This is a genomic window from Klebsiella sp. RC2 (assembly GCF_014192815.1).
Classification (GTDB): domain Bacteria; phylum Pseudomonadota; class Gammaproteobacteria; order Enterobacterales; family Enterobacteriaceae; genus Klebsiella; species Klebsiella variicola.
This window is the reverse complement of the sequence record NZ_JACHYL010000002.1, coordinates 493,889-508,117: the sequence shown is the minus strand read 5'-3', so window position 1 is coordinate 508,117 and position 14,229 is coordinate 493,889. Positions and strand designations below refer to the sequence as shown.

Annotated in this window: 12 protein-coding genes; 4 read left to right on the top strand and 8 right to left on the bottom strand. The window is 63.3% G+C overall.

Annotated elements, in window-relative coordinates:
• Window positions 1-39: 39 nt before the first annotated feature.
• On the top strand, window positions 40-1,068 hold the full coding sequence (gene mtnA / locus FHW76_RS07325) for an S-methyl-5-thioribose-1-phosphate isomerase (RefSeq protein WP_023322216.1): 1,029 nt from the start codon (window positions 40-42) through the stop codon (window positions 1,066-1,068).
• Between the two features lie 60 nt (window positions 1,069-1,128).
• Here mtnA and FHW76_RS07320 read toward each other — a convergent pair whose 3' ends face one another.
• The 7 genes from FHW76_RS07320 to codB form a co-directional block, all read right to left on the bottom strand.
• Entirely contained in the window at window positions 1,129-2,397 is a 1,269-nt protein-coding gene (locus tag FHW76_RS07320) for a histidine phosphatase family protein (protein WP_008805600.1), read from the bottom strand.
• A 25-nt stretch (window positions 2,398-2,422) separates the two neighbouring features.
• Window positions 2,423-3,781, bottom strand: a complete 1,359-nt coding sequence (locus FHW76_RS07315) for an MFS transporter (RefSeq protein ID WP_008805601.1) — start codon at window positions 3,779-3,781, stop codon at window positions 2,423-2,425.
• Window positions 3,782-3,891: 110 nt separating this feature from the next.
• Window positions 3,892-4,701 (bottom strand): inositol monophosphatase, encoded by an 810-nt coding sequence (locus FHW76_RS07310; RefSeq protein ID WP_032732682.1) that lies wholly within the window; start codon window positions 4,699-4,701, stop codon window positions 3,892-3,894.
• A gap of 121 nt (window positions 4,702-4,822) precedes the next feature.
• Window positions 4,823-5,773 carry a LacI family DNA-binding transcriptional regulator gene (locus FHW76_RS07305; protein WP_162494476.1) on the bottom strand — a complete coding sequence of 317 codons (951 nt, stop codon included), beginning with the start codon at window positions 5,771-5,773 and terminating at the stop codon, window positions 4,823-4,825.
• Between the two features lie 145 nt (window positions 5,774-5,918).
• Complete coding sequence (gene codA, locus FHW76_RS07300) at window positions 5,919-7,157, bottom strand: cytosine deaminase (protein WP_008805604.1); 1,239 nt, start codon at window positions 7,155-7,157, stop codon at window positions 5,919-5,921.
• Entirely contained in the window at window positions 7,154-8,389 is a 1,236-nt protein-coding gene (locus FHW76_RS07295; RefSeq protein WP_012542475.1) for a PucR family transcriptional regulator ligand-binding domain-containing protein, read from the bottom strand. The genes codA and FHW76_RS07295 overlap by 4 nt, the downstream gene beginning before the upstream one ends.
• Window positions 8,386-9,648 carry a cytosine permease gene (codB, locus tag FHW76_RS07290; RefSeq protein WP_183476510.1) on the bottom strand — a complete coding sequence of 421 codons (1,263 nt, stop codon included), beginning with the start codon at window positions 9,646-9,648 and terminating at the stop codon, window positions 8,386-8,388. Before codB ends, FHW76_RS07295 begins: the two co-directional genes overlap by 4 nt.
• Before the next feature lie 451 nt (window positions 9,649-10,099).
• Here codB and FHW76_RS07285 point away from each other — a divergent pair, with 451 nt between their 5' ends.
• The 3 genes from FHW76_RS07285 to FHW76_RS07275 are packed head-to-tail and all read left to right on the top strand — an operon-like array spanning window position 10,100 to window position 13,242.
• The gene (locus tag FHW76_RS07285) at window positions 10,100-10,708 is read left to right on the top strand and encodes a methylthioribulose 1-phosphate dehydratase (protein ID WP_050887523.1); all 609 of its coding nucleotides are present in this window, start codon (window positions 10,100-10,102) and stop codon (window positions 10,706-10,708) included.
• A gap of 12 nt (window positions 10,709-10,720) precedes the next feature.
• Window positions 10,721-12,217, top strand: coding sequence for an FGGY-family carbohydrate kinase (locus FHW76_RS07280; RefSeq protein WP_023339779.1), 1,497 nt, complete (start codon window positions 10,721-10,723; stop codon window positions 12,215-12,217).
• Window positions 12,214-13,242 (top strand): 2-hydroxyacid dehydrogenase, encoded by a 1,029-nt coding sequence (locus tag FHW76_RS07275; protein WP_002894255.1) that lies wholly within the window; start codon window positions 12,214-12,216, stop codon window positions 13,240-13,242. The genes FHW76_RS07280 and FHW76_RS07275 overlap by 4 nt, the downstream gene beginning before the upstream one ends.
• A 35-nt stretch (window positions 13,243-13,277) precedes the next feature.
• On the opposite strand, the gene FHW76_RS07270 is transcribed toward FHW76_RS07275, so the two are convergent.
• The gene (locus tag FHW76_RS07270) at window positions 13,278-14,219 is read right to left on the bottom strand and encodes a carbohydrate kinase family protein (RefSeq protein WP_008805609.1); all 942 of its coding nucleotides are present in this window, start codon (window positions 14,217-14,219) and stop codon (window positions 13,278-13,280) included.
• Window positions 14,220-14,229 lie beyond the last annotated feature (10 nt).

Here is a 14,229-nt window from a genome sequence, read left to right as displayed (position 1 = left end):
ACACAATGTGATACAACAACGCAACAGGGATTTAACGACATGCAGACATTACAGACCACCAGCCTGCGGGTGAGTGAAAATCAGCTTTTTATTCTCGACCAGCAGGCCTTGCCGCAGGAGAAACGCTGGCTGGCGGCGGATAACGTTGCGCTGCTGGTGGACCATATTCATGCCCTGCGGGTGCGCGGCGCGCCGCTGATTGGCCTGTCCGCCAGCCTGCTGCTGGCTCTGCTGGCCCAGCGCGGCCTGAACCGGGATGCACTCCAGCAGGCGCTGGAGACGCTGCGCGCGGCGCGGCCGACGGCGGTCAACCTGATGAATAATCTGGATCGCATGAAGCAGGCGCTGGCCCGGGAGGATTACCCGCAGGCGCTGGAAGCGGAAGCTTTGCGTCTGGTCGAAGAAGATAAACAGCTGTGCGACCGCATCGCTGAGGCGGGCAGTGCGCTGGTGAAGCCCGGCAGTCGACTGCTGACCCACTGCAACACCGGTGGCCTGGCGACTGCCGGGGTGGGGACCGCCCTGGGGGTTATCGCGCTGGCGCACCGGCAGGGAAAGGTGGCCAGCGTGTGGGTCGATGAAACCCGGCCACTGCTGCAGGGCGGACGTTTAACCGCCTGGGAGCTGGGCGAACTGGGCGTGCCGTATCAGTTGATCACCGATTCAATGGCCGCCAGCCTGATGGCGCAGGGGCAGGTGGATGCGGTGTGGGTCGGCGCCGACCGTATCGCTGCCAACGGCGACGTGGCGAATAAAATCGGCACCTATTCCCTGGCGGTTTTGGCCCATTATCACCAGATCCCGTTTTACGTCGCTGCCCCGCAGACCACCCTCGACCGCCATTGCCCGAACGGCGCGGCGATCCCCATTGAGCAGCGCGCGGCGGCGGAAGTGACCGGGGTGGCGGGCAGCTTCGGCGCGGTACAGTGGGCGCCGACGGGGGCTGCCGTTTACAATCCGGCGTTCGACGTCACGCCTGCTGGGCTGGTGAGCGGCTGGGTGCTGGACAGCGGGGTGGTCACCCCGGCGCAGGTCGCCGCCGGGGCGTTTGCGCCGGACAATGGATAGCCGACACCGTGCCGGGCCTGGAAAAAATGGCTTTCCCGGGCCCGGGCAAGCGCTGCATTGCTACGGCAGGACCATGGCTACCGCCGGGGCGGATGACCGGTCGATACGCTGACCGAGGGCGGTAATAGCCGCCTGGAAGGGACACAGCGTACCGACGTCGGTCTGACGGCAGCCCGGCTGACGCCACTCCTGACGCAGCATCGGGTGCTGCGCGTCCGGCGTCTGCAGACGACGCAGGTCGTCGAGGCCTTGCGCCTGGAAATAGACCCGCAGATAGCGTTCCCCGCTCTTCGCGTTGCGCCAGCGCTCCAGCACCAGGCTACTGCCCGGCGGGATATTTCCCCGGCTGTAGCCCGGCAGCTGCCAGCTAAAGTTCATCAGCGTGCGCACCATGGCGATATTGGTGTCATGGGCCACCAGCAGCAGCCAGCGTACGTTCGGATTCGCCTCCGGTTTGACGCCGTCGAGCATGGCGTTGAGCAGCACCGACCCGCGTTTTTGCGCGGTATACAGCACGTCGTTACTCAGATCGTAGTTTTCTGTTAACAGCGGCAGCAGGGCGGTGATCTGCCTGGCCTGGGTGATCTTGCCCCACGCCAGCTGGCTGAGAGGCAGGTTTTCACTCCAGCCGAGACGCAGCGTCTCCACCATATTGGCCATCACGCTCAGTCCGCTAATAGTGGTTTTCCCGCTTTTGCTCTGCTCCACCTGCCAGGGGGTGTCGAAGATCGGGCAGGGTTTATCGGCCTGACAAACCGCCTGTTGCAATAGCTGGATGGCCGGCGCCAGCGCCTGCCGACGCTGCGCCAGATCCCCGGCCTTCTCTTTCACCGCCGCCAGCTGGCGGGCGGGGTCGGTTTGCGTGGCGGCGAACTTGTCGGTCTGAAACAGGGGATCGGCATCCCCGCTGACATAATGGATAGCGACGCCGCAGCCGGGGAAGGCGCCATCCACCAGCGCCTGGGCGGTCGCCCGCGTCCGCTGCAGCGGGCTGGCGCGCACGTAAATCGACTCCGCCGTCGGGCATCCCGCCTGCAGCAGGCCGAGCTGGCGATAGTGCTGGCCTTCCTCACGTCCTTTGTTAACCACGGCGGCATAGCCATGGCCGGTGAGCTCGCCGTCATGGGTGGTCCACTCGGTCCACGGTCGGCCGGTGGCGGCCTCGATGGCTTCCCGGTTGCCGGCCGTCGGCGGGCGGATACCGTGGCGGCTGAGCTCGACCACTTTCTCCAGCTGCCAGTCCGCGGCGGCGGCAGATTGCAGCGCCAGCAGCGGCAGCGCGCAGGCGATAAACAGGCGTAACAGCCCCTGATGTCTTGCAGGCATCATATCTTCTTCCTTATGCGTTAATCGGTTATGAGGAGAACGAGGTCTGCCGTTCGACGGCATGGCGCCGGGCGACGATGGCGGCAGTGGTAAAACAGAGTAGCGCGGAACCCAGACCGGTACCCACCCAGAACAGCGCCAATGTGCTGAAATCATACAGCGTTTTGCCGTTCTCAAGGATAGCCGTTTTATCAATAATGATCCCGGTGAGAAACTCGCCCAGGCCGGCGCCGGCGTAGCTGGCGATGCCGATGGTGCCGAGCGCGGCCCCGGCGGCTTTGCGCGAGGAGATATCGACGGCGATCAGCCCGCCGAGGAAGCAGGTCAGGGCGCCAATGGTGGCCCCGAAGATAATCATCGCCAGAATATCAGTGTAATAATTGTGCGGCGACCAGAGCATCAGGGCGAAGCCGGCGGTGTTCAACAGGCTGATAAACCCGGCCATCACGCTGCGGTTGCGTGGGAAAAAGCGGTCGGAGAGCATGCCGGCGATGATGGTCCCGGCGATGCCGGCGATGGCGTTGACGCCGATAATCCCGGACGCCTCCAGCGTGGAATAGGCTTTATCCTGCTCGAGAAAGAAGATCCCCCACGAGTTGACGGCGTAGCGGTCGATGTACATAAAGGCGGAGGCGAGGGCGAGGGTCCACAGCGCCGGGTTGCGCAGCGCCAGCAGCTGGTTTTTAAACACTGAGCCGCGGGCTTCGGCCTCCTCCTGCGGTTCATCGCGGATGACGTTGATGGACGGGAAGCCACTGCTCTGCGGCGAATCGTGCATGAACAGCACCAGCAGCACCACCCCGGCGGCGCCGAGCGCGGCGGTGGACAGGTAGCCCATCTGCCAGCCAAATCCGGCGATCACTGCGGCGATCACCATATAGGTCACCGCCTCGCCGATATTATGCGCCGTCGACCAGATGCCATAGAAGGTGCCGCGCTCCTTAACGCCGTACCAGCGCGCCAGCGAGACCGCGCAGGGGCCGACGCCCATCGACTGGGCCCAGCCGTTGATCCCCCAGAAGATGGCCAGCAGCAGGGCGTTGGTGGTCATCCCCATCATCAGGTTCATCCCGGCGCTGAGCAATAAACCGAGGCTCATATAGCGCACCACGTTGGCGTGATCGGCGATAAAGCCGTTGACCAGCTTGCCGATGGCGTAGCTGAAGAACAGGGTTGAGCCGATCATGCCCAGCTCCGTCGGGGTGATCCCCAGATCCACCAGCGCGCTTTTGGCGACGGTGAAGGATAACCGGCAGACGTAAAAGGTGACGTAGGCCAGGGTCATGGCGATAAAGGTTTGCCAGCGCACCCGGCGAAAACGCTGTTCATCAAACGCGGCGCCCGCTTTCGGCGGCGACGCCCGGAAAAAAGCGATAATTCCAGACATAGGTGGTTCTCCGCAGGTCGGAGGCCTGACTGATTGATGTGGTTCGTCCGTGAATGAAGTTATCGTTACTGTGTAGAGTACATAATCAGAAATAGCCTGACCCGTAAGGGTTAATGTAAGGGTTGTGGGATCATCTTTTTCAGCTGCGGGTAGAGCGTCTGGCTGGCCAGCAGTAGCGGGTTGCCGCGCTGGATCCCCTCCTGCGCCAGAAAATCGTTGCTGGCGCCGCCCGCTTCGCGCATCAGCACCAGCCCCGGCAGAGCGTCCCACGGGTTCATGTGCGGCTCGTAGTAGCCAATCAACCGGCCCGCCGCCGCCCAGGCGCTCATCAACGCCCCGGAACCGTTGCGGATAAACATGCCGCCGTCGCTGAGCAGCGCCTGCAGAAACGGCAGAAAGTCCGCCGGGGTGACGCGATGCGAGGTGCCGACGCCCATCACGCCCTCTTTGACCGTCGTCGCGGGGTGTGGACGGATCGGGGCGTCGTTGAGCCAGGCGCCATGGCCCCGCAGGGCGTGAAACAGCTCGCGATGGTTGGGGTCGTAGACCACGCCGATGACCGGTTCGCCGTCGGCGACGATCGCCAGCGACAGGCACCAGGTGTGCAGGCCGTTGAGGAAACAGCTGGTGCCATCGATGGGGTCGACCACCCACAGCACTCGCGCGTCGGGCAGGCGAGCGCCGCTCTCTTCGCCGAGAAAGCCATCTTGCGGAAACGCGCTCTGAATGCGCTGTTTGACAAAGGCCTCCACCCGTTTGTCGGCCACGCTGACCACATCCTGCAGGTCATCGCCTTTATGGTCGACGGTCAGCGCCTCGCGCTGTTGATAGTATTCAAACGCCAGCTCAGCCCCCGCTTTCGCCAGCTCGCAGGCCAGACGGTAGCGGGCCTGTAGCGCTTCTGATTCCTGAGATTGCATAGTGACTCCCTATTTTGCACACGTGTGCATTTTGCGTGAAAAAAACAGCCCCGAAGGGCCGAATGAGTGTGGCCGGGTTTCGCAGAAGATTCTGTGATCGCTCCAGCATAAAATGATTTTTTCATTTCGCACTATGACGAATAATTAGTTTCACCGGCACTTCGCGATGGCGTGAGGGCAGGCTGAAGCGGGCGATCCGCGTCATCAACAGATCCACCGCGTGGTGCGCCAGCAGGGCGGTATTCTGCTGGACGGTGGTGAGCTGATAGGGCTGCCAGTCCGCCTGCGGGATATCGTCAAAACCGACGATGGCCGGCAGCGGGGCGGGGGCGTCCCGCAGGCCATCCAGGGCGCCCAACGCCAGCATATCGGTGGCGCAGAACAGCGCCTGCACTCCGGGGTTTTCAGCAACCAATTCTCTGGCGGCCTGGTAGCCGGCCTGATAGCCGCCGCCGTCGCAGAAGCGGCTGCTCACCGCCATACCCGACGTCCGGGCGATGAAAGCCTCATAGCGCTGGCGGGTGCTGAAGTTCTCGCGATTTTCGCCAATAAAGCCAACCTGCTGCCAGCCTCGACGACTGAATAGATCCGCCACCAGCTTCGCCCCTTGGGCATTATCGCTGCACACCCGGTCGCAGCCGGCGAGGTCCGCATGGCGGTTGATCAGGGTGACGGGGATCTTGCGCGCCAGATACTCTTCCGCCAGCGACAGCGGCGGCGCGCCGGAGGTGATGATCACCCCGGCGACGTGATAGCTCAGCAGTTGTTTAAGCGAGGGGGCGAGCTGCTGCGGATCGTCAGCGTTCATCAGCAGCGGCATAAAGCCATTGAGCGCCAGCTGATGGACCAGCGGCGCCAACAGTTTGCTGCGAAACGGGTTGTCGAAACCGGCGGTGACGATGCCGATAAAATTACTGCTGCCAGTGATCATCGTCCGGGCGATGATATTCACCTGATAGCCCAGGGCTTCCGCGGCGCTCAGCACCTTCTGCCGGGTCTTCTCCGACACCGAGGCGCCGGGGGTGAAGGTGCGGGAGACCGCCGAGCGCGAGACGCCGGCCAGTCTGGCCACGTCCTCGGCCTTAATCCATTTTTTATCGCTCATCGTCGTTTCGCGCCGTCTGTTTTCCAGGAAGCCGACGCCCGGGCGGGCGTCGGTCACGCACACTGCCTGAAAAGGTATCACAGAAAGGCGTCGTCGCGCAGCGCCTTGCGCCCTATGCCGGGTATCGGATGTGCTCCACCTCACGCTGCAAAATCACCTTGCCGTGGCGAATGGAGGTCAGCACCCGTGCCTGACGACGGACGGCCTCGTAGTCGTTTTCCGCATCGAGGATCAGCAGGTTCGCCGGGCGGCCTTCGGCGAGGCCGTAGTTATCGCCCAGACACAGCGCCCGGGCGCTGTTGTCGGTGACGAAGTCGAGGCAGCGCTGCAGATCGTCATAGCCGAGCATATGGCAGATGTGCAGCCCGGCATCCAGAATGCGCAGGATATTGCCGTTCCCCAGCGGGTACCACGGATCCTGAATCGAGTCCTGGGCAAAGCAGACGTTGATGCCGGCGCGATCCAGCTCCGCCACCCGGGTGACGCCGCGCCGTTTCGGCCAGCTGTCAAACCGGCCCTGCAGATGAATGCTTTCGGTCGGGCAGGAGATGAAGTTGATGCCCGAGGCTTTCAGCAGACGAAACAGCTTTGAGCAGTAGGCGTTATCATAAGAGCCCATCGCGCAGGTGTGGCTGGCGGTGACCTGCGCCCCCATGCCGCGCACCCGCGCCTCCTCCGCCAGTACTTCAAGGAAACGCGATTGCGGATCGTCGATTTCATCGCAGTGGACATCCACCAGGCGGCCGTAACGCTGGGCGAGGTCCATCAAAAACATCACCGAGCTGACCCCTTTGTCGCGGGTGTTCTCATAGTGCGGAATGCCGCCCACCACGTCGGCGCCCATCTCGATGGCGCGGGTCATGAGTCCGCGGCCGTCGGGGTACGATTCGATTCCCTCCTGCGGGAAGGCGACAATCTGCAGATCGATAAGATCGGCGGCCTCTTGTTTCACCGCCAGCAGCGCCTTCAGGGCCGCCAGCGACGGATCGGTGACATCCACATGGGTCCGGACGTGCTGGACGCCGAAGTCGCGCAGCATGCCGATGGTTTTCAGCGCCCGCTGGCGGGTGTCCTCCGGGGTAATACTCGCTTTGCGCTGGCTCCAACGGGTGATGCCTTCAAACAGGGTGCCGCTGCGGTTCCACTCCGGCTCGCCCGCGGTGAGGGTGGCGTCAAGATGGATATGCGGCTCGACGAAGGGCGGGATCGCCAGCCGGCCCTGGGCGTCGATATCCCCGGCGTCGGCACTCTGCATCGCGGCCTGGGCGGAGATGCGGTGAATCATCCCGTCCTGCAGGTCAAGAGTAAACAGCGCCTCCTGGCGGCGCAGGCGAGCGTTAATAATTTTCATGGTGGGTCCTGTAAATGGTTTTGCGATAAACGCCAGATCACCAGCGCGACCGAGGCGTTGAGATGAAACTGGGGGTGGCTGACCGGGTAGCCGGTCAGTTTTTCAATACGCTGGATGCGCTGATGCAATGTGTTGCGATGCAGGCCCAGCCGGTCGGCGGCCCGCACCACGTTGCCGTTCTCCTGCAGCAGCGTCTCGAGGGTCTCCAGCAGCAGCCATGGCGCTTTGCGGCCCGGCTCGATCAGGCAGCCCAGGGTGTCGTGCATAAAATCGTTGAGCAGCGCCGGGTCGCTGACCGCGGACAGCAATTTGATAAACCCCAACTGCTGATAGTCGCTGATACGCTGGGTCGGCCGCAGGGTATCGCACAGATCCAGCGCCTGGCGCGCCTGCGACAGCGCCCGCGGGTAACCCTGCAGCTGCCTGACCGGCGCGGAGAGGCCGCAGAGCAGCGACAAACCCTCCTCTCCGTCCGCCAGCGCCTGCAGCCACTGCTGCAGCCATTTTTTCTGCTGAAAGCCTTCCCCCTCCTCATCCGGCAGCAGGAAAAGGAACATGTTGCTGCGCTCCAGCAGCGGGAAGGGGTTGCCCTGCTGGTTGAGCTGCTGCTGCAGCTGCTGACGCACGCTGCGGTGGGCCTGCAGCAGCCAGGCTTCGGCCTGCTCGGGCGGGAACTGGCGAAACAGGCGGGACAGCCCCTCCAGACGCAGCGCCGCCAGCCGCAGCGGACGGGTAAAATCGAGCTGCTGATGGAGGGCGCGCTGATGGAGCATCTGCAGATCCGGATAGTCGCCGGTGACCAGCTGCATCAGAATGTCGCGCTGTGACTGCAGGGCGTTTTCACTGCGGACCAGCGCGGTGCCGATGCGCTCGGTGACAATTACCATCTTCAGCAGGTAGGGCTGCTCAATCAGCGGAATGCCCAGCTCGTCGGCAAGGGCGATCAGCGTGGCGGGAATGGCGTGGATATAGGCCTCGCCGGTGAGGATCACCATCCCGGCGATGCCGCGCTGTTTTCCCTCCATCAGCAACTGGATCAGGTTGGCTTCATCACGGGGATGGTTGATGCCGGTAATAAAGACCAGCTCGCCGCCCATGATCCACTCGGCGATATGTTCATTTTCCGCCACGTAGTACCAGCGTACGGCCCGCTGCAGCCCTTGCTTTCCCGCCCGCAGACGCAGGGCGGAGAGTCCCTCAAGGGCCAGCAGTTCGCTGACCGTCAGGCTCATGGCTCCTGCTCCGCGACGGCGGCAGGCTGGCGTTTGCTTAGCAGGCACAGGACGATATAGACCAGCGCGGAGACGGTGATCCCCACCAGCGGCGCGATCCACGGTGACAGATAGGCCACCACCGCGCCGGCGGCGTAGGCGCCGAGTCCCAGCCAGTTAAAACGCGGCAGGCGGGCGTTCTGCAGCAGGGGATAGCGCCCGCCGCGGGCGAACCAGTAGTCGGCGAGGATCACCCCGCCAATGGGCGGAATAATACTGCCCAGCAGCACGAGGAACGGGATCAGCATTTCATACATACCGCCAATAGCGAGCACAATGCCCACCCCGGCGGCGGCGATGGTTAGCGTCCGGCGACGTTCGCTGCGCAGCAGATGGCAGGCGGCGGCGGAGACGTTATAGATGGTGGGCCCCTGAATGGTCAGCAGGTTGAGACACAGCATGATCACCGCGGCGACCGACAGCCCCTGCAGGATCAGAACTTCCATAATATCGGCCTGTTGATAAACGATGGCGCACCAGGCGCCGGCGACGATCATCAGCCCGTTGCCGATGAGGAAGCTGCCCATGCTGGCGAGAATGGCGGTCCGGCTGGAGTTAGCCAGCCGGGTCCAGTTTGTCGCCTGGGTGGCGCCGCTGGCGAAAGTGCCGAAGACCATGGTGATGGCCGCCGACCAGGTCATGGTGTCGCTCGGGGCAATATGGGTCATCGCCTGCCAGCCGCCGGCGTGGTGCAGCGCCAGATACATGGAGACCATCAGCAGCACAAACATCAATGGCACCGACAGGCGCGACAGCGCGTCCAGTCCCTTGTAGCCCACCAGCGCGGTGACGCAGAACAAAATACCAAACAGCACCATCAACGGCTGGGTCAGCGCCTCGGGCAGGGCGAGGATCTTCACCAGCGAGATAGCGACCGTGGCGGTCCCCCAGGCGTACCAGCCCAGTTCGGCAAAGCCAAGAATAAAGTCGGCCAGCTTGCTGCCGATCTCCCCGAAGCAGAACCGGCCCATCAGCACCGTATTCAGGCCGCTGCGCGCGGCGATCCAGCCCAGCGACGCGGCATAGAGGGCCAGCAAGGCGTTGCCGATGACGGCTATCCACAGCAGATTGACGATGGAAAAGGAGACGCCGAGTTTGCCGCCGGCAAACATCGTGCCGGTGAAAAAGGTAAAGCTGAACAACACCATGGCGATGGAAAATACGCCTTTGCGTCCGGCGGCGGGCGCTTCGACGAGGGGAAAATCATTGCTGTTTGACATCCTGGAACCTCTGGCTGGTAGATGGGCGGTGATAGCCGGAAGTAGCAAGAGATGTGCCAGGAAAAACCGGGCACGGGGAATATCACAGGGTGTGCACAGTGCACAGTAATGATGGGGTAAAGAGGAGGAGATGCCATTTTAGTGGGCATCCTGCCATGTTTTGCACCAGTCCAGGGCAGAGGAGGGCGGTGAGCGCATCCCTGGCGCAGGAGGAGAATTTCAGCCAGGGCGATCCGCCAGTTTTTGGCCAGAGAGTAGTGGAGAATAGCGGTGTACTGAAAACGGTTGGTTAAATCACTGTGAATAAGGGTTATTTAATATGCATTTATGATATAACCATTTGTCTTGTGTGTGTTTCCTGAAATATTGTCCCCTCCGGTTAGCGGTGTTAGTATCGGATAAATAGCCATTTAGACGGCTAAATAAATCATCGCTAACCTAAGGAACTGCTATGTGGCAAGAAAGACTCGCGCAACTGGTCACCACCTGTCATTGGATCGGCGCGAAAGGCTGGGCGCCGGCGACCGGCGGCAATATGTCGGTGCGTCAGGATGACACCTGGTGCTGGCTAAGCGAGTCGGGCCGCGACAAAGGCAGCCTGACGACCGAGGATTTTCTACAGGTTGAGATCGCCACCAACCAGGCGCCTTCCGGACGGAAGCCGTCGGCCGAGACCGGCCTGCACACCCTGGTGTATCGCCTGTTCCCGGAATCCAACGTGGTGCTGCATGTGCATACCGTCAACGCCACCGTGCTGTCGCGCATCGAAAAAAGCGACACGCTGGCGCTGCAGGGGTATGAAATGCAGAAAACCCTTAGCGGGCAGCACAGCCATCTCGATACTGTTCCGGTCGCCATCTTTGATAATGACCAGGATATTGACGCCCTGGCGGCGCGGATTGCCGATTATGCGCAAACGCGCCCGCTGCGCTACGGCTTTCTGCTGCGCGGCCACGGCCTGACCTGCTGGGGGAAAGATATTCAGGAGGCCCGCCGTCAACTGGAGGGGCTGGAGTTCCTGTTCGAGTGCGAGCTGATGCGCCGCCGCTACGAGCCCTGAGCCGGAGCAGGTATGGATTTTTATCTTGGGATCGATATCGGCACCTCGCGGGTGAAAGCGGTGCTGTTTGATCAGCATTTCACCGCCTGCGCCAGCGCCGCGGAAAACACCTCACCCCGCCTGTCGGCCAATGGCTACGCGGAACAGGATATGACCCAGCTGTGGCATTCGGTGCTGGCTATTCTGCGCCAGATTGCCCGCCACCCGGCGCTACAGGCGGGGCGGCTGCGGGCCATCGGCCTCGCCGGGCAAGGGGAGGGGGTCTGGCTCAGCGATGAGCAGGGCGAACCGGTGGGCCCGGGGATCCTGTGGAGCGATACCCGCAGCCACGAGCTGATGAGCGACCTGCTGCGCCGACCCGGCTTCGACCGCCGCTATTTCGCCGATACCGGCACCCACCTGCAGCCCTGCAATACCAGCCTGCAGCTGTACTGGCTGAAACACTATCAGCCGGCGCGGCTGGCGGCCGCGCGCTATCTGTTTTTCGCCAAGGACTGGATCCGCTTTCGCCTGACCGGCGTGGCGGCGCTGGAGTTGACGGACGCCAGCAGCTCGTTACTCAATCAGCAGACCGGCAGCTGGTCCTCGGTGGTGATGAACGAGATGGGGCTGAACGAACTGCTGCCGCTGTTTCCCCCGCTGCTGGCCCCGGATGCTCCGGCCGGCACGCTGAGCGATGCGGTGGCGGCGCTGACCGGGCTGCCCGCCGCGACGCCGGTGGCCGCCGGGGCGCTGGATGTCTGTAGCGCCGCGCTGGGCTGCGGCGCGGTCAACGAAGGGGATATCTACACGATCCTCGGCACTACCTGCTGCACCGGGATCGTCTGCCGCGGCCCGCAGACGGTGAACGAGGCGACGCGCTTTGTCACCCATACCGAAGCCGGGCAGGTGATCTCGCTGTTTCCGATGCAGGCCGGTACGCCAAACATTGACTGGCTGCAGCAGCATATTTCGCTGGACGCCGATCTGGATCGGCTGGAGCAGGCGATCGCGGAGGTGGAGCCAGGCAGCGGCGGCGTCTTCTGGCAGCCGTACCTCAATGGCGAACGTGCGCCGTTTTACAGCCCGGACGCGCGGGCCGGCTTTTTCGGCATTAGCCCGCACACCACCCGCGCCGAACTGCAGCGCGCGGTGTTTGAAGGCCTGGCCTTCGCCATTGTCGATGCGCTACAGGGTTATCCGCAGGGCGGCGAGCTGTATCTGACCGGCGGCGGCGCAGCCTCGGCGACCTGGCTGCAGATTATCGCCGACTGTACCGGGCGTACGGTGGTCTCCAGCGCATTTAACGAACTGAGCGCGCGCGGCGCGGCGATTCTGGCGGCCCGCAGCGTCGCGGCGCTGGCCGAGACGCCTCCGCTGGCGCAGACCCGCTATCAGCCGCGCCCTCAGGCGCATGCCCGCTACGCGGCGCTGTATCCCGTTTACCGCCTGCTGCGTGAGCAGATGCTGCCGGTATGGCAGGCCAGACAGGCCGCCCTTCAATCTTTTTCTCAGGACCGACAACCATGAAAATCGTTTTTACCGCCGAGCATGCTGGCGACCTTAGCGCCTTCCACCAGCTGGGCGAGCTGCTGGTGGAGGGATGGGCGCTGGGCAAACCGAAACTCAGCGCCGGTCAGCTGATTGAGCTGGCCCATGACGCCGAGGTGCTGGTAACCAGCTATGATGAGGTGACGGACGCGGTAATGGCCGCCTGTCCGCGCCTGCAGGTGATCGCCTGCACCCGCGCGAATCCGGTGAATATTGATACCCAGGCTGCGCAGGCGCGCGGCATCCGGGTGCTCTACACCCCGGGGCGCAATGCCGATGCCGCCGCGGAGCTGACGCTTGGGCTGATGCTCAGCCTGGCGCGCCATATTCCGCAATCCCATGCGGCGCTGAAGCGGGGGGAATTCACGCAGGCTGACAATGCCGCCGCCGCCACCCAGCAGGGTCTGCGGCGGGATGTGGTCTGGGACGTGAGCCCGGAAAGCCCCTATGAAGTGTTTAAAGGCAGTGAACTGCGCAATAAAACGCTGGGGCTGGTGGGGTATGGCAACATTGGCCGCCGGGTGGCGCGTATCGCCCGGGCGTTCGGCATGGCGGTGTTGGTGGTGGATCCGTTCGTCGCCGCAGAGGATATCAATGAGCCAGGGCTACAGAAAACGACCCTGGAGGCGTTGTTCCGCGAGGCGGATATCGTCAGCCTGCACCTGAGCAGCGGGCCGCACAGTGACGGGCTGGTGAATGCGGCGCTGTTAAACAGCATGAAGCCCGGCGCGCTGCTGATCAATACCTCTCGCGCGGCGGTGGTCGACGAGGCGGCACTAATTGATGCCCTGCGCCACGGCCCGCTGGGCGGCGCGGCGCTGGATGTCTATCACCGCGAACCGCTGTGGCGAGATCATCCTTTTGTTATCGAGTTCGATAACGTGATTATCACGCCGCATATCGCCGGAGCCACCCGGGAGAGTATCGCCAAACACACGGCGATGATTGCCGCCGATCTTCAGCGCTATGTCGCCGGGGAGCCGCTGCTGTACCAGTGGCGTTAAGCCGCTTGCGCCGCTGCGGCGGCGCGGGTCCATCGTCAGGGGCGATGGGCCGCCATAAAAGCCTGGGTCTGTTCCCAGTCCACTACCCCGGCATCCGATCCCATCCCGGTCGCCACCAGCGCGGCCACCGCCGAGGCGACGTCACACGCTGCTTTCACGCTGAGTCCGCGCGCCAGCGCGGCAATAAACCCGCCGCAGTAGCTGTCGCCGCAGCCGGTGGTATCCACTGCCTCGACCGGCCACGGCGCAATATGCTCCAGCGCGCCATCTCGACGGATAAGCCAGGAACCGTTCTCGCCGTCTTTCAGAATGCAGGTGCCCACACCGAGTGCCAGGAAGAAGCGGCCGATGGCCTCCGGCTGCGTCTCGCCGGAGAGAAAGGCGGCTTCCTCCAGCGAAGGCATGAAATAATCCACCGACGGCAACAGGGGCCGCAGTAGTTCGAGGGTGTCTTCATTCGGGGCGATAAGGTCAAAGCTGGTGGTGACTCCGCGTGCTTTAGCCGCCTGCAACAGCCGCGCGCTCTGTCCCTGGTCCATTGCCGCCAGCAGTCCGGTCCCGCCGTGATGCAGGAAACGACAGTCGAGGACGGCGTCAAATTCCGTTTCACTGACGAACAGGGCGTCGGATGCGCCCCGGCAATGCAGGGCCGGACGCTCGCCGTTGGGGCGAATCGGCAGGATCGTCGCCGAGGTCTCTTTCAGCGCGGTGCGCTGGATAAGCGAGCAGTCGATGCCCAGCCGGGCATAGCTGGCGAGGATAAAGTCGGCCTTTTCATCTTCACCCAGGCAGGCCACCGCTGCGGTGCGGATCCCCAGCTTCGCGGCGTTAATATTGGCCCCGGCGGCGGTGCCGGCGGGGTTGAGGCGAATTTGCTCAATAAAGGCGACGCCGCCGCGCGGCGGGATCGCCACCACCGGGCGCCCGGCGATATCCAGAATAGTCAGGCCGACAAACACGGCGTCAAAGGTTGCCATCGTTCTCCCG